The 15,114-nt window shown below is 39.6% G+C and carries 17 protein-coding genes; 3 read left to right on the forward strand and 14 right to left on the reverse strand.

From position 1 onward, the window contains the following. Positions 1-89 precede the first annotated feature (89 nt). A complete protein-coding gene (locus LIS78_RS23480; protein WP_028411692.1) occupies positions 90-383 on the reverse strand; it encodes a post-transcriptional regulator in 294 nt (97 codons plus the stop codon). Between the two features lie 64 nt (positions 384-447). On the opposite strand from LIS78_RS23480, the gene spoVB reads away from it, so the two are divergent. Beyond that, a complete protein-coding gene (spoVB, locus tag LIS78_RS23485) occupies positions 448-2,058 on the forward strand; it encodes a stage V sporulation protein B (RefSeq protein WP_252284413.1) in 1,611 nt (536 codons plus the stop codon). Between the two features lie 20 nt (positions 2,059-2,078). On the opposite strand, the gene LIS78_RS23490 is transcribed toward spoVB, so the two are convergent. Beyond that, positions 2,079-2,732 (reverse strand): DUF421 domain-containing protein, encoded by a 654-nt coding sequence (locus LIS78_RS23490; protein WP_412033959.1) that lies wholly within the window; start codon positions 2,730-2,732, stop codon positions 2,079-2,081. Positions 2,733-2,878: 146 nt separating this feature from the next. On the opposite strand from LIS78_RS23490, the gene LIS78_RS23495 reads away from it, so the two are divergent. Then, positions 2,879-3,262 carry a TIGR04086 family membrane protein gene (locus LIS78_RS23495; RefSeq protein WP_116073769.1) on the forward strand — a complete coding sequence of 128 codons (384 nt, stop codon included), beginning with the start codon at positions 2,879-2,881 and terminating at the stop codon, positions 3,260-3,262. Between the two features lie 35 nt (positions 3,263-3,297). Here the strand turns inward: LIS78_RS23495 and yajC are convergent, their stop codons facing one another. The 7 genes from yajC to LIS78_RS23530 all read right to left on the reverse strand — a co-directional run bounded on the left by yajC (position 3,298) and on the right by LIS78_RS23530 (position 8,508). Beyond that, the gene (gene yajC, locus LIS78_RS23500; RefSeq protein WP_116073771.1) at positions 3,298-3,561 is read right to left on the reverse strand and encodes a preprotein translocase subunit YajC; all 264 of its coding nucleotides are present in this window, start codon (positions 3,559-3,561) and stop codon (positions 3,298-3,300) included. A 72-nt stretch (positions 3,562-3,633) separates the two neighbouring features. Then, entirely contained in the window at positions 3,634-4,773 is a 1,140-nt protein-coding gene (gene tgt, locus LIS78_RS23505; protein WP_013059317.1) for a tRNA guanosine(34) transglycosylase Tgt, read from the reverse strand. 23 nt (positions 4,774-4,796) lie between these two features. Next, the gene (gene queA, locus LIS78_RS23510) at positions 4,797-5,825 is read right to left on the reverse strand and encodes a tRNA preQ1(34) S-adenosylmethionine ribosyltransferase-isomerase QueA (RefSeq protein ID WP_252284414.1); all 1,029 of its coding nucleotides are present in this window, start codon (positions 5,823-5,825) and stop codon (positions 4,797-4,799) included. Between the two features lie 23 nt (positions 5,826-5,848). Further along, positions 5,849-6,040, reverse strand: coding sequence for a DUF2905 domain-containing protein (locus tag LIS78_RS23515; RefSeq protein WP_374726321.1), 192 nt, complete (start codon positions 6,038-6,040; stop codon positions 5,849-5,851). A 5-nt stretch (positions 6,041-6,045) separates the two neighbouring features. Continuing rightward, positions 6,046-7,047, reverse strand: coding sequence for a Holliday junction branch migration DNA helicase RuvB (ruvB, locus tag LIS78_RS23520; protein WP_013059320.1), 1,002 nt, complete (start codon positions 7,045-7,047; stop codon positions 6,046-6,048). A gap of 16 nt (positions 7,048-7,063) precedes the next feature. Next, positions 7,064-7,675 carry a Holliday junction branch migration protein RuvA gene (gene ruvA, locus LIS78_RS23525; protein WP_013059321.1) on the reverse strand — a complete coding sequence of 204 codons (612 nt, stop codon included), beginning with the start codon at positions 7,673-7,675 and terminating at the stop codon, positions 7,064-7,066. A gap of 296 nt (positions 7,676-7,971) precedes the next feature. Then, positions 7,972-8,508 carry a BofC C-terminal domain-containing protein gene (locus LIS78_RS23530; protein ID WP_098197281.1) on the reverse strand — a complete coding sequence of 179 codons (537 nt, stop codon included), beginning with the start codon at positions 8,506-8,508 and terminating at the stop codon, positions 7,972-7,974. Positions 8,509-8,798: 290 nt separating this feature from the next. On the opposite strand from LIS78_RS23530, the gene LIS78_RS23535 reads away from it, so the two are divergent. Then, positions 8,799-9,878, forward strand: a complete 1,080-nt coding sequence (locus LIS78_RS23535) for a YsnF/AvaK domain-containing protein (protein WP_195781806.1) — start codon at positions 8,799-8,801, stop codon at positions 9,876-9,878. 103 nt (positions 9,879-9,981) lie between these two features. Here LIS78_RS23535 and LIS78_RS23540 read toward each other — a convergent pair whose 3' ends face one another. From LIS78_RS23540 to nadC, 5 genes are all read right to left on the reverse strand, one after another. Further along, a complete protein-coding gene (locus tag LIS78_RS23540) occupies positions 9,982-10,641 on the reverse strand; it encodes a YhcN/YlaJ family sporulation lipoprotein (RefSeq protein ID WP_013059324.1) in 660 nt (219 codons plus the stop codon). A 94-nt stretch (positions 10,642-10,735) separates the two neighbouring features. Continuing rightward, complete coding sequence (locus LIS78_RS23545) at positions 10,736-11,701, reverse strand: aminoglycoside phosphotransferase (RefSeq protein ID WP_252284415.1); 966 nt, start codon at positions 11,699-11,701, stop codon at positions 10,736-10,738. Continuing rightward, a complete protein-coding gene (gene safA / locus LIS78_RS23550) occupies positions 11,691-12,947 on the reverse strand; it encodes a SafA/ExsA family spore coat assembly protein (RefSeq protein ID WP_252284416.1) in 1,257 nt (418 codons plus the stop codon). The genes LIS78_RS23545 and safA overlap by 11 nt, the downstream gene beginning before the upstream one ends. A 214-nt stretch (positions 12,948-13,161) precedes the next feature. After that, positions 13,162-14,262 carry a quinolinate synthase NadA gene (nadA, locus tag LIS78_RS23555; protein ID WP_116372623.1) on the reverse strand — a complete coding sequence of 367 codons (1,101 nt, stop codon included), beginning with the start codon at positions 14,260-14,262 and terminating at the stop codon, positions 13,162-13,164. After that, a complete protein-coding gene (nadC, locus tag LIS78_RS23560; protein WP_195781804.1) occupies positions 14,219-15,112 on the reverse strand; it encodes a carboxylating nicotinate-nucleotide diphosphorylase in 894 nt (297 codons plus the stop codon). Before nadC ends, nadA begins: the two co-directional genes overlap by 44 nt. Between the last annotated feature and the right edge of the window lie 2 nt (positions 15,113-15,114).

Raw genomic sequence — 15,114 nt, forward strand, 5'->3', positions numbered from 1 at the left:
AGATAAATGACCAATCTAATTATCATTCATAACCTAATGTCTGTCAAATAAAGACCTTATCAAATTTTAATACATGTATTTTACAAACTCTACTTTAATAATTCTTTCCAGTCTTCTCCATTATTAACACTTGAGAACATATCAGATTTATAAGATTCAATTGTTACATAGCTCATCACCTGCGTGATCTTAACAGATAAAATATCATTTACAACTTGATGGAGAGATAGCTCCTTTTCTTTTTTCCATTTTTTCATTTCCAAATAACTCAATAAATCGTTCTCCGTTACTTCTTCATATCCAAGCATATGGAATTCTTCCATTTTGCTGGATACGACAGGCTGTATAAGTTCTTTCGAAGCTGAAATAAATGGATGTGTCATATCGATCCTCCTTTCCGTTTGACATTTTGCGTAAAATTTCTTTCTCGTATGAGGAATACTTGTCATGCTTGGACACCGACGGCGCATATATTCACTGTATAAACCTCAAGAAAGCAGTGAGTATATGTCTAAATTTTTACAGGGAACTATTATTTTAATAATTGCTGGCTTAATTACACGTGTACTCGGGTTTGTCAATCGAATTGTGGTGGCTCGAATGATTGGAGACGAAGGTGTGGGACTTTATATGATGGCGGTCCCCACGCTGGTATTAGTAATCACCTTAACACAGCTTGGGCTACCAGTTGCCATATCCAAGTTAGTGGCAGAAGCAGAAGCTTTAGGTGACAGGCATAAAATAAAAAAAATACTTGTCGTCTCTTTAAGTATTACGTGTACGCTGAGCGTTTTATTTACGCTCGGATTAATATTATTCGCTCCCGTTGTAGCAAAAACCTTCTTTACAGATTCACGTACGATCTATCCGCTGCTTGCGATTATTCCAGTTATTCCAATCATCGCCGTCTCGTCTGTCATCCGCGGATATTTTCAAGGAAAGCAGCAAATGAAGCCTGCTGCTTATTCTCAAATTATCGAACAAGTGGTGCGCATTACGTTAATTGCCGTATGTACAAAAGCATTTTTGCCTTATGGAATTGAGTACGCTGCGGCTGGCGCTATGCTATCTTCCGTATTTGGAGAACTAGCTTCACTGTTTTATATGGTGTTTATGTTCAAGCGAAAGAAGAAAATAACGGTAAGACGAAAATTTTTTGCTTCTTTACATGCGGGCAAAGACACGTTCTTTGATTTAATGCGAATCGCTCTTCCCACGACAGGAAGCCGCATGATTGGGTCAATTTCTTGGTTTTTAGAACCGATTGTAGTAGCTCAAAGTTTAGCAATTGCAGGAGTAGCGACAGCTGTAGCAACGAAGCAGTATGGAGAATTAACAGGCTTTGCACTCCCTCTCCTGATGCTGCCTTCTTTTGTAACGGTGTCTCTATCCACTTCTTTGGTTCCCGCAATCAGTGAATCTCTTGCACAGAATCAAATGAAACAAATCGAATATCGGCTTCATCAAGCTCTCCGCTTGTCGTTTGTAACAGGCGGACTGGCCGTTGTTGTTCTTTATGTATTTGCTAATCCGGTAATGGAATTGATGTATGGTTCTGACAAAGCTGCTATTTTTGTCAAAGTAATGGCGCCTTTTTTTATCTTTTATTACTTTCAAGGGCCGCTTCAAGCTGTTCTGCAGGCGCTAGACCTTGCAAAAGCCGCCATGATTAACAGTTTTATAGGAGCAGCGGTCAAAACATCTCTTATCTTCTTACTCGCAACTCAGCCCAATTTAGGCATTATGGGAGCTGGCCTTGCGATTGTTGTGGGAATGATGCTTGTCACTCTTTTACACCTGTCTACCGTCATGAAAAAAATTACGTATAAGCTTCATGTGTTTGAGTATCTTCGCAGTTTTTCTGTAATGGGAATATCAGGTTTTACCGGACACTTCGCTTATATGAACCTTTTCACTTCCATCCCTTTGAGCTTACGAACCGTTTTATCGATTGCACTTACAAGTTTTGTATACGTACTGTTTTTGCTGCTTTTTAGACTGATAACAAGAGAAGAATTAAACCGTTTTTCTGTTTTACGCTATTTTAAACGAAAATAAAACGCGGAGCAATCCGCGTTTTATTGTTTCACATCTACCAAATCTATAAAAAATTTTCCGTTGTCGTAGCTACAATATGAAATCTTATCTAAGTTTGAATACCCTAGCTTTGCCAGCTCTGTCCTTAACCATTCCGTCGTTTTATGTTCATGCAGCAGATGCTCTTCTTGAATAATGCCGTCAATGATAAAAGGCAAATTCAAATTGCCTTTTTCACCTGATTGCTGATCTTTTTCAAACACGGATAGCCTTCCTGAAGATTCTAAAATAGCAAATTCAACATCAGCTACATTTTTTATATTTTTATCTCGCAGCTGCACGAGCAAATCATTGAAGTTATATCGCTGCCTTTTCATTTCATGTTCGTTTATTTTTCCATTTTCAATAATAATGCTAGGCTTTCCATCAATAAAATTTCGCATTCGATTGCTTTTAAGAGACCATATAGCTAAGCCAATTTGAATAATAAGAAGCGTTAACATCGGAAGAATTGAATGCAGCAAAGGATCTTTTGGATTTTCAATAGCCATTACTGCCATTTCAGCAATCATAATAAAGACCACTAAATCCAATATGCTCAGCTCCCCTATTTCCCTTTTACCCATAACGCGAAAAATAATTAAAACTACTACATATAAAAGAACGGTTCGCGCAACCATGATCAACAACTCCACCGCAAAGACCTCCTTTATGTATTCCCTTGTAGTTTGTACCATTTATTTTAAAATAGCCTTACTTTTACGCGTCTATTTTGAAGGTCTCTCGAATATGCTCGTACTAAGGGTTCACCTATCTTTTTATTTCATGAGGGGGAAACAAGTTGGGTGCAAAACGAATGAGCAACGCTGTATTTGCAGGAGTGGCAACAATCTTGGTGATGGGTTTAGCAATTAGCATTATCTTTTCGCTTATTTTAAAATTTACATCGGTTGAAGAACAGTCGGTCCGTTTATTTTTACTTATTCTCTCATTTATCACACTGTTTATCGGAGGATTTATCGCGGGAGGACGAAACGGCTCAAAGGGACTTCTTGTTGGAGGAGCTACTGGTATTTCTTATTCTTTTTTAATGTTTTTGCTACAATTTCTCGGCTATAGTCACCTGTTTTCTGCACAGCAGCTTTTATTTCACGCTGGATTTATTGGAGTCGCTATTCTCGGGGGAATTGTTGGCGTAAACATTGCCGGCTCACGAGAAGCATAAAAAAACGTCACGTACATGTACGTGACGTTTTTTTATTAATCTACGCTTCTTACTTCACGAATAGCATTGCGGTCAAATGTTAATTTTGAACCGTCAGTGCTGCGAACCACAACTTGTGACTCATCGATTGCGTCTACCAAACCGTGCATACCGCCAATTGTAACAATCTTATCACCTTTTTTAAGTGCTGATTGCATTTGCTGTACGTTTTTTTGACGTTTTTGCTGTGGACGGATTAACAAGAAATAGAAAATGACAAACATTAAAAGTAATGGCCAAATATTTTGTAAAACACCCATGAAAACTCCTCCTTTTATTTATATTATCAACAGGTACTCATTCATAAATTTGATGAAAATTCCTGTAGTGACCTAGAAATTCTTTGCGTCCGGGCCGTTAAACCCATATTTTTCAAAGAACTCATCGCGGAAATCGCCAAGTCGGTCTTCGCGAATGGCTTCACGGACTTGCTCCATTAAGTTTAGCAGAAAATATAAGTTATGGTAAGATGTTAAACGAATTCCAAACGTTTCATTACAGCGAATTAAGTGGCGAATATACGCTCTTGAATAATTTTGACATGTGTAGCAGTCACAGTTTGGATCAATCGGACCGAAGTCTTCTGCATATTTTGCATTTTTAACAACAAGACGACCTTCGCTTGTCATAAGCGTTCCGTTACGTGCAATACGCGTTGGTAATACGCAGTCAAACATATCAATCCCGCGAATCGCTCCATCAATTAACGAGTCAGGTGATCCCACTCCCATTAAATAACGTGGTTTGTCGGTTGGTAAGTATGGCGTCGTAAACTCAAGCACACGATTCATTACATCTTTTGGTTCTCCAACTGACAGGCCTCCCACAGCATAACCGGGGAAGTCCATTGAAACTAAATCAGCTGCACTTTGACGGCGTAAATCTTCAAACTCTCCGCCTTGAACAATCCCAAAAAGACCTTGGTCTTGAGGGCGGCTGTGAGCTTCAAGGCATCGCTCTGCCCAGCGGCTTGTGCGTTCAACTGAACGTTTTAAGTAGTCATATTCTGCTGGATAAGGTGGGCATTCATCAAATGCCATCATAATATCAGACCCAAGCGCATTTTGGATGTCCATCGCTTTTTCTGGAGATAAGAAAAGCTTGTCTCCATTCAAATGGTTGCGGAAATGAACGCCTTCTTCTTCAATACGGCGCAAATCACTTAAGCTAAAAACTTGGAAGCCGCCTGAATCCGTTAAGATGGGACGATCCCAGTTCATAAATTTATGAAGGCCTCCCGCTTTTTTAACAATTTCATGACCCGGACGAAGCCATAAATGATACGTATTACTTAAAATAATGCCTGCCCCCATTGCTTTTAAATCTTCTGGAGACATTGTTTTTACTGTAGCTAATGTGCCTACTGGCATAAAAATAGGTGTTTCAAATGAGCCGTGAGGCGTATGGACAATCCCTAAACGCGCTCCTGTTTGTTTACAAGTTTTTATATGTTCGTAACGAATTGCTGTCATTGATGTATTCCTTTCATGTTAAATTACAAAATTAGCATCGCGTCGCCGAAGCTGAAAAAGCGATACTTCTCTGCTACAGCTTGTTCATAGGCAGAAATTACGTTTTCTCTTCCTGCTAAGGCACTTACAAGCATAATGAGCGTAGATTTTGGAAGATGGAAATTTGTAATCATTCCATCAATTGCTTTAAATTCATACCCTGGGAAGATAAAAATATTGGTCCAGCCTGAAGAAGCAACAAATTTGCCGTTATGCTCAGTTGCAATCGTTTCAAGGGTACGGGTAGAAGTTGTGCCTACTGAAATAATGCGACCGCCTTTTTGGCGTACGCTGTTTAGTAAAGCAGCGGTTCCTTCACTCACTTGATAAAACTCCGAGTGCATATCGTGCTCTTCTAAGTCGTCTACGCTGACTGGACGGAATGTACCTAATCCGACATGAAGCGTTAAAAATGCAATATGCACACCTTTTTCTTTTAACTGTTCCAGCATCTCTTCTGTAAAGTGAAGACCTGCTGTTGGCGCTGCTGCAGAACCTTGTTCGCGAGCAAAAACCGTTTGATAGCGCTCTTGATCATCCAAGCGTTCTTTGATGTAAGGCGGCAGCGGCATTTCTCCCAGTTGTTCCAACACCTCATAAAAGATGCCTTCATAGTTGAATTCTAACAAACGTCCGCCTTGGTCGCTCGTTTCTTTACATACAGCTGTCAGACGTCCGTCACCAAACGAAATAACCGTACCTTCTTTTACTCGCTTAGCCGGTTTTACAAGCGTCTCCCACGTATCGCCTTGTGTTTGTTTTAAAAGCAATACTTCGATATTAGCACCTGTATCTTCTTTAGTCCCAAATAACCGTGCAGGAAGAACACGCGTGTCGTTTAACACTAAACAATCCCCTTCTTGCACATAATCAAGAAGGTCATGAAACATATGATGCTTCACATTTCCTGTTTCCTTGTTTAATACCATTAGTCTTGACGCATCTCGCTGCTCAAGCGGCGTTTGGGCAATCAACTCTTCTGGTAAATGAAAATCAAATAAATCTACTTTCAAAATGTTCACCTGTTTCTACTTAATTATTTAAATTTGCCAATTACATAAAAAATAAGTGATAACACAACGCTTACTAGAATACATGTCACAATCGGGAAATAAAAGGTTGTATTTCCTTTTTTGATAAAAATATCGCCAGGAAGCTTACCAATAAACTGCCATAATAGCCCAATGACGACTAAAATGCCCCCTAATGTGATAAGCATCTTAGACATATCATTCACTGATCAGGCACCTCCAGCTGAAAATGATCATAAACCAAAGGCGTCACAATTCGTCCTCGCGGCGTTCGCTGCAAAAAGCCGATTTGCAATAGATACGGCTCGTATACGTCTTCAATTGTGTGAGACTCTTCACCAATAGTAGCCGATATTGTGTCTAACCCTACAGGTCCGCCCCTAAATTTTTCGATAATCCCTCTTAATAATTTATGGTCAATATGATCAAGACCTAAACGGTCCACCTGCAACATTTCTAATGCTTCGTTGGCAAGCCTTTCGGTTATGGCTCCGTCTCCTTTGACCTGAGCAAAATCTCTGACTCTTCGAAGCAAGCGATTCGCAATACGCGGAGTCCCCCTAGCGCGCCTAGCCATCTCAAACGTAGCTTTCTCATCAATCTCTACATCTAAAATAGCGGCTGTCCTTTCTACTATCGAAGCAAGATCTTCTTCTTGGTAATATTCTAAACGGCTTAAAACGCCGAAGCGATCACGCAAAGGAGAAGATAAAAGCCCTGCTCTTGTCGTTGCACCTACTAGCGTAAACGGAGGCAAATCCAGACGGACGGAACGTGCACTCGGTCCTTTTCCAATAACAATATCTAAACAGAAATCTTCCATTGCTGGGTATAGTACTTCTTCAACTGAACGATTTAATCGATGAATTTCATCAATAAAAAGTACATCTCCAGGCTCTAAGCTGGTTAAAACTGCGGCTAAGTCGCCTGGACGCTCAATGGCTGGCCCTGAGGTCGTTCGGATTTGCACGCCCATTTCATTAGCGATAATAGTAGCAAGGGTTGTTTTCCCCAATCCTGGAGGACCATATAAAAGCACGTGATCTAACGTTTCGCTTCGCATTTTGGCAGCTTTAATAAAAATGTCCAGATGGGATTTCACTTTATGCTGACCAATGTACTGCTGTAAGGTTTGCGGCCGCAAACTTTGCTCGATGATTTCTTCTTCACCAAGAACATCTCCCGTTACAATACGATCGTCCATTTTACTCCTCCCTTACTTATTGTTTCAATAATCGTTTTAGCGCTTCTTTAATATACTGATCCGTTGTCATCGTTTCCTTCATTAAAGCCGGAACAATTTTTTTGATTTCTCTTTCTGCATAACCTAATACTTTAAGTGCTTCAATCGCTTCATCGAGTGCTTCTGAACTTTGAGATTTGACTTCTTGTGCGTCCAAATCTGCAAATAAAGAAGGAACGGCATCTGGTACAATATCATGCAGCTTTCCTTTTAAATCTAGAATCATCTGTCGAGCTGTTTTTTTACCTACTCCTGGAAACTTAACTAAAAACTTCTCGTCTTCCTCTTCCACAGCTTGGACAACCTGCGCTGGATTACCTGACGCTAAAATAGCTAAACCGCCTTTTGGGCCGATTCCTGACACGCTAATTAACTTCATAAATAAATCCTTTTGTTCTCGGGAAGCAAACCCGTAAAGTGCAATTACGTCTTCTCTTACATATTGATAGGTGTAAACCGTCTTTGGTTGTTCATCAATTGAAAATACATATGGATTCGGCGTAAAGACTTGATAGCCTATCCCGTTGTTTTCGATTACTACATACTCAGGATTTATATATGTAACAGTGCCTTTGATATAATCAAACAATAAGCTCTCTCCTTAATCACGTACGCGCGGGCAGTGACCTTCAACTTTGCCTACGAAGAATCCTGCCCGCATCGTTCTCTATTTTCCTTTAAAGTTGCTTTTTAAAAAGACGTTCAAGAGAACGTTTGCCTCTTTCATCTTCGTCAACCCATTTTTACAATAGCTGTAAAAAATAGAACCGCCCACTTGTATTGATGAATGGCCTTTTAAAATATATACAATACTAGACTGCTGAATACCATTTTAACATATCGCCAAAAGCAAATAGAAGCAATTTAGAATGTTGAATTCAATAATTATTTTACCATACTAAAAAACGGCTGCTTGATCGAAAGCGGCCGCTGCTGGAGCTGATAGATTTTATAGAAATTAATGAGGGAAAGATATTCATCTTTTGATTGAACGCGAATACCTTTCTTTAATTGTTCATGCTGATAGCTTTCAAGCCTTTTGATGTCAATTTGAAAAAACGACTGTATAATGTGCTGCGACGAAGCTGGTTTGCCTTCAAATGCTGAGAGAATACCGTTAACAGAAAGCCCTACATAACCGTTCTCTTTTAAAATAGGTGAAATATCGTCTATGCTTGTTCTAAAAACTAGCTCTTGATCCGTTTCTTTAAGCAGTCGCCAATTTTTATATTTTTTCATTAATTGTTTTTTCGTCATAGAAGGGCTTTTGATCATCTCTTGACTTACGACTCCATCCACATACACGCGCTCAAGAAATAATGTCATCGGCACCTTTTCATTCGCATCTGCACGGTATGGCATTATACAAAGCACAATACTTACTAGCATTAAAAAAGCTGCTTGATGAATGACTTTCTTCACTCACCTTCACCTCACACGTTAATCATACTCTTTTTAGTATTATCTAAAAAGGTTTTGTGAAAATCTACACTAATAGTTTGACCTACTTATTTTCTTTTATCCTCTTATTTTATTAAGCAAATCCCTTTTACGATATTATGTTAAGAAAACATGGAGTATTTGTTACATTTGCACACTATTTGTAAAATTTTCTCTTGAACGTTTTAATTAAATTTTCGCAGGGTATGTACATAGTGGAAGTAATTGTAAGGACTTCTATTATCTATTTTCATAAAAAGGGAGCTGAAGTAATGAGAATGAATAAACGTGTAGTCGGAACTTTTTTTTCAGAGAAAGAAGCTTTAGATGTTATCCACAATTTAAAGCGTCAAGGTTATCGAGAAACAGACATTATGGTTATTTCTAACAGTAAAAGCAATACATTTCAAATAGGTCATGATACAAATGTAATTATTGAAGCTGGTTCACCTGCCGTAAGTTCATTAGCTGGCGTCATGATGGATAACTTTTTTACCATGATGACAGGCGGCATGGGGCTCAAACAAGGAAACGGCTTGAAATCAAAATTAATCCGCATGGGCATACCAGACATCTCAGCCGTGCAGTGCGAGACAGATGTAGCTGCTGGTAAAATTCTAATCTTGATAGATGCCGTAAGCTCTGAACAAACTCCAGCGTACGGAAACTATACGGAACACAACGAGCATAGAGCCGTCCAGCTACGTGAAGAAAAATTAGATGTCTTAAAAGAACGCGTCCAAGTCGGTGAAGTAAAACTCCACAAAAAAGTAATAGAGGAAGAAAGAACTGTACACGTTCCTGTTACGAGAGAAGAGTTTTATATTGAACGCCGCCCTGTAATTGACGGAGACTATAACGCTGGGCCACTTACAGAAGATGAAATTATTCGTGTTCCAATCATGGAAGAACGAGTAGAAATAACCAAAAGACCAGTTATTGTTGAAGAAGTAATTATAGGAAAAAAACTTATTCAAGAAACAAAAGAATGGACTGAAACGATTAAGAAAGAAGAAGCAAGCGTAGAACCTGATGGACTCGCGAGCCCTGAAGTATACGAAAATATGATGAACTATACAGACCATACTTATGCTCAAGTTTCTGCAGCTCTAGCAAGCGACGTGGAAGCTGAATACGAAAATAGTCAGACAACTAACAACGAGAAGCCAAACACACAAGCTAATGAGACAAGCTCTTCTGCAAAAAATGTAAAAAATACAAAGAGTGTCGCTACGGCACCAGCAGATACGAAAAAAAGAGAAGGTCGCCTCAAACAAAATGAAACTAACGCTCAAAAGGAAGAAGCGGAATCCAAAACAACAAACAAATCTGCTTCTAACAAGAAAAATTAATAGTTACATGTTCGAGGAATAGCTGCCTGGCTTCAATGGCAGCTTTTTTATATGTCTTCTCATCAAAAAAACAGCCGTCCTTCACAGACAGCTGCTTCTTCATTTAACGATGTTTATGATTGACATTCTCATCGACTGATTCAAATAGACCATTGAAATTAGTTTGAATCGTATTTCGGTCTTTTCCATTTCGAATATCGTCATCAAGAGAACGAGCGTTCATAAATACATCATGATCTACTTTTACTTGAACATTGTAGTCCTTTGCAATAGGCTTTACTTTATCGAGCACATTTTGTTTTAAACGGCCGTTATTTATGTCTTTGGCAGGATCCACAGCAACTAATAGCTGATCTCCACGGACAACGGCGCGACTATTTTCTACACCTTTAACGCTTGCAGCCCGATCAGCCACTTTTTCCGTAAAGTCTCTTGGATAATCTTCACCATAATACATATTAGCAACGCCATTTGTACGATCATTTGTATTATTGATGTTTCCATAAGGGTTTGTCGGATTGTCAAAACGTCCATCACTTACGTTTAACGGATAATTAGGTGTTCCATTCCCATCTAAAACTTCAGTCATTGGACCTTTCGGATTATCTACGCGATGTTCATTCGCTTTTTCATTTGTATGATACCCAACAGGCTGTGTCGTATCTGTATAGCGCTGTTCCATACCTTGGTCTTTGTTATTGCAAGCGCCAAGTCCCATCATACATGCAAAAGCTAAAGAAGTTGCTACATACCTATTCAACATAATCGCCCCCTAATTTAAGCTCTATTTACTCTGAGCTTACTATTAGGATTAAAAGACGAGGCGTTTCTTATTCGATGAAGTGTTTATAAACTCTTTACATGTCATGTAGGTTTTGTAAGTGCTGGTAAATCACTCGATAAAAATGTGTACGCTGTGACCATTCTTCGACTGATTGCTGCATTAACCTTTGGCGGTTTGCCCATGATAAAGCAGAGGCATTTATATTCCAGTTTCTCATCAGCATCGATGGAAATAGTAAAGAAGCAAGAAAAAAACGCTGCTTGCTTAATTCTTTTATTTTCGAGTGTTGAAGTAGTTCTTTCATCGACCACTGGACGTAAGGCAAAAAGCGCTGGGCAAGCTGAACATAGTCATAAAGAGCAGGAGCTTTAGCCGATAAGTCAAAATCAATCATAACAATACCCAAGTGGTTTGTTTTCAAGAAATTATGTGAAGCAACGTCACCATGAATAATGGAACAGTTCAACCCACTATCTTTGAAACGCTCCATTAAGACTAAAGCTTTTTCTCCCCAAGTCACAATGTCTTTATATACATGAAATTGATTAAATTCCCTAAATATATGTGATGCTTCTCGAAAAGAGGAAAGCCGCTTTTTCCACTTTAAAATAAGATCATATTCAGGAAGCTTTGTATACACGGCTATTTTCTTTTTCTGAACCTCTCTATGATAGCGGGTCAATGTTTGTAATACTTCTTCCCGATCCTGAAAACTTTCATACGTTACCTCTTTTACTTGCTTAACAAAAGGCATCATCGCCCAATACAAATGACGGTCCTTTATATAAAGTTCACCTTCTGGGTAAGCTTCGAAATTAACAGCGTACCCTTGTTGAATCTGAGATAAAAAATGATAAACATGTTCAATTTTACCTTTGTCTCTGTATGCTTTTATTACTTTTTTTCCTTTATTCGTATCCGCTATGATGACATGAGGCTTTTTCATACGGTAGGTCTCAACGTGAATATCTCTTCTTTTCAAATAGAGAAAGAGACGATTTAAATTAAAATCGTCTCGTGTATAATAATCAATCTTCATCTTCGTCGTACTCATCATATTCTGGAATACTAAATGCATTTGGGTCAAACGCAGGATACGGAGGTACACCAATCATGCCATATGGGGCTGGATAGGGTGCCCTTGGGTCCTGAAAGCCATAAGGTACCTGCTGTTGGTACTGTGGATAAGGCTGCTGTGGTGCATAGTCGTCAGGTCTTGGTTCACCGCAGCCGCAGTCTCCTTGCTGCTGTGGCGCATAGTGCTGCCCATAATGGTAAGGAGCGTTTCCAAAACCATCGGAAGAACTTTCATAATGGCCACCTGTCATAGCTCCTTGCACTTGTGGATACATCGGTGCTTGATGATAGGCCGGATAAACGGGCTGCTGATATCCTCCCCATGGAGGCGGACAAGGAGAACATTGTACCGGTCCATAGCAGCTGTGTGGCATCATTGGATACATTGGGATCGGTGCCATGTGAGCGCCCATTGCATGTTCTTCAAACGATTCGTTTTCATAACCGTGATGATACATTGGAGCCTGTTGATACATTGGCATTGGATATGGCTGCGGTGCATACATTGGCGGATGACACGGCATATAATTAAATCCGCAGCCTGGCATCACAGGCGATATCGGCATGATTGGGTAACATGGCATTTGAGGAGGCATTTCTATACTCTCCATCTCAGGACTTTCTGGCGATTCATGCTTGGGTAGTTCTTTTGGTGCTTCTTTTTTTGGAGCCTGCATCGCCATATTAACTGTGTAATAATTGTTAATATCAATCTCAGGTGCAATTGGCTTTAATTTAGGAAGCTTTGGCGCAACTGGCATTTCTTTTTTAGGCTGCGCAATTGGTGCTTCTTTTTTAGGCTGCGCGATCGGCGCTTCCTTTTTGGGTTGAGCAATCGGTGCTTCTTTCTTTGGCTGCGCAATTGGTGCTTCTTTTATCGGTTGCATAAACGGTGTTTGAGCAGGCTGATTAGCTGACTTTTTCTCATCTGGACTTTCATCAATTTCCGTTACTGGATAAGCTTTTGTGGATTGGTCACTATAAGGGTGTTGAACTTTAGGCATTTCTTTTATACCAGGTGAAGGAGCTCCTTCTTTTTGAACAGGCACTCCGCTTGTCGGCACTTTAATTTTCATTCCAGGCATGATCATGTCTGGATTGCTTAATTGAGAATTCGCTTTTTTTAACTCTTCAAAATTAACCCCATACTTTTCAGCGATTTTCCAAAGGGTATCCCCTTTTTGAACGATATGGATTTTCAACGTCATTCCCCTCCCGAGTAGAGTCTCTGCCATCTATATGTGCAAAATCAAAGTAAGTTCTGTTTGTTCATCACAAGATATGCCTTGAACCATTTTTTTATTCATTTTGCCCACAGTTTGGTTCAAGTTTTTATGATAAAGAAAAAAAGACTTATCAACACAAACAATATGTCAATAAGTCTTCTTTTAGACCTTCTCTTTTTAATTGTCTTAAAAATCTTTATGCTCGTTCTAACATATTCGTTAGCGCTTTGATAGCGCCTTGTGCTGTATGTTTATCCACCTTGATTTGATTCACTTCTGTTCCTTCTTCGATGCTTTCTAAAGCCCACAGCAAGTGAGGCAAATCAATTCTGTTCATCGTCAAACAAGGACACATATAGGGATTAAGCGAAACAATTTCTTTATCCGGATGACTGTTGATGATGCGTTTCACTAAGTTCATTTCCGTGCCAATGGCCCATTTAGAGCCTGAAGGAGCTTTTTCAATTGTATCAATAATATATTTTGTAGAACCTGCATAATCTGATTTTTGCACCACTTCATAAGAACACTCCGGATGAACAATAATATTCATCTCAGGCTGCTTCTCGCGTAAATAATCAATATTTTTAACCGTGAAATTTTCGTGCACAGAACAGTGACCTTTCCACAGAATCACCTTGATATTGTTTATATCCCCTTCATATTCAAGCATTTCTTCAATAGGATTCCAAATGGCCATTTCATCTAGTCCAACACCTAAATCATAAGCTGTGTTTCTGCCCAAATGCTGATCTGGCAAAAAGAGAATGCGCTCTTTTTTAGAAAATGCCCACTCCACCATATTTTTTGCATTTGAAGATGTTACTGTTGCACCATCATGTTCGCCTACAAAAGATTTAATTGCAGCTGTAGAGTTCACATACGTAAGCGGAATAATCGTATCTCCGAAAAGATCCTGTAAGACGGGCCATGCCTTTTCTGTTTGCTGAATAGTAGCCATATCAGCCATTGAACAGCCAGCTCGCATATCGGGTAAAATGACTTTTTGATTTTCAGCTGTTAAAATATCAGCTGTTTCTGCCATGAAGTGAACGCCGCAAAACACAATATGCTCAGCTTCTCTATTTTCAGCTGCTATTTGAGCCAGCTGTAAGGAGTCTCCTACCGCATCTGCAAATTCGTACACTTCGTCTTTTTGATAATGGTGGCCGAGCAGAAACAATTTGCTTCCGAGCTTTTTCTTAATTTCTAGTACTCTTCTTTTCATTTCATTTTCTGTGAGCTCCGTATATTTAGCGGGCAGCGTTTGCTGCTGAAGCGTTTGTAATAAACTCATCATTTTCTGTTCCCCTTTCTGTTAATAAGTCCAAGCTGATATCGATAGACCCTGCTGAATGCGTTAAAGCTCCAAGTGAAATATAGTCCACTCCGCTGTCTCTAAAAGAATGGAGCGTGCCAAGCGTAATTCCACCGGATGCTTCTGTGACAATATGAGCAGGAACCAGTGGTATCCAATCTTTAATGACTTCTGGAGAACAGTTATCGAACATAATGACATCTGCTCCTGCCTCTATTGCTTCTAGCAATTGACTTTTGTTTTCAATTTCTACTTCCACCTTAACCATATGTCCAACCTGCTCTCTTACTCTCACAACAGCGTCTAGAATAGATCCTGCATGTGCAATATGGTTATCTTTTAACATGACGCCATCGTACAATCCAAAACGATGATTATAACCTCCTCCAGCACGAACGGCATACTTCTCTAACATTCGCATACCAGGCGTTGTTTTTCGCGTGTCACATATGCGCGTATGTGAGCTGCCAAGCAGCGCTACGGCTTTGTGCGTCATCGTGGCAATGCCACTCATTCTTTGAAGTAAGTTTAAGATTACCCGTTCACCGGTCAAAATAGATCGCACGGGTCCTGAAACGGTAGCTATTTTATCTCCAGGCTTAAGAACATCTCCATCTTTTTTCTCGAAATTCACTTTCACGTTAGGGTCTATTAAATGAAATCCTTCTTTAATCAATTCCACTCCTGCGATAATACCTGATTGCTTTGCCGTGAATACAGCCTTCCCTTGGTCAGACGGAGAAAAAATAGCTTCACAGGTTATATCTCCATCTCCAATGTCTTCTATAAAAAAAGACTGCAATAGTTTTTGTAATTTCAACGTGTTCATTG

This window comes from Priestia megaterium (genome assembly GCF_023824195.1).
Taxonomy (GTDB): domain Bacteria; phylum Bacillota; class Bacilli; order Bacillales; family Bacillaceae_H; genus Priestia; species Priestia megaterium_D.

What these genes read in the sequence shown, in the direction of transcription:
- nadA (WP_116372623.1), bottom strand. Translation starts at nt 14,262, where the DNA reads ATGAGTTTATTACAAACGCTTCAGCAGCAAACGCTGCCCGCTAAATAT.
- LIS78_RS23515 (WP_374726321.1), bottom strand. Translation starts at nt 6,040, where the DNA reads ATGTCTAAGATGCTTATCACATTAGGGGGCATTTTAGTCGTCATTGGG.
- tgt (WP_013059317.1), bottom strand. Translation starts at nt 4,773, where the DNA reads ATGACAGCAATTCGTTACGAACATATAAAAACTTGTAAACAAACAGGA.
- nadC (WP_195781804.1), bottom strand. Translation starts at nt 15,112, where the DNA reads ATGAACACGTTGAAATTACAAAAACTATTGCAGTCTTTTTTTATAGAA.
- LIS78_RS23540 (WP_013059324.1), bottom strand. Translation starts at nt 10,641, where the DNA reads ATGTTGAATAGGTATGTAGCAACTTCTTTAGCTTTTGCATGTATGATG.
- yajC (WP_116073771.1), bottom strand. Translation starts at nt 3,561, where the DNA reads ATGGGTGTTTTACAAAATATTTGGCCATTACTTTTAATGTTTGTCATT.
- LIS78_RS23545 (WP_252284415.1), bottom strand. Translation starts at nt 11,701, where the DNA reads ATGAAGATTGATTATTATACACGAGACGATTTTAATTTAAATCGTCTC.
- LIS78_RS23480 (WP_028411692.1), bottom strand. Translation starts at nt 383, where the DNA reads ATGACACATCCATTTATTTCAGCTTCGAAAGAACTTATACAGCCTGTC.
- LIS78_RS23535 (WP_195781806.1), top strand. Translation starts at nt 8,799, where the DNA reads ATGAGAATGAATAAACGTGTAGTCGGAACTTTTTTTTCAGAGAAAGAA.
- safA (WP_252284416.1), bottom strand. Translation starts at nt 12,947, where the DNA reads ATGACGTTGAAAATCCATATCGTTCAAAAAGGGGATACCCTTTGGAAA.
- ruvB (WP_013059320.1), bottom strand. Translation starts at nt 7,047, where the DNA reads ATGGACGATCGTATTGTAACGGGAGATGTTCTTGGTGAAGAAGAAATC.
- spoVB (WP_252284413.1), top strand. Translation starts at nt 448, where the DNA reads ATGCTTGGACACCGACGGCGCATATATTCACTGTATAAACCTCAAGAA.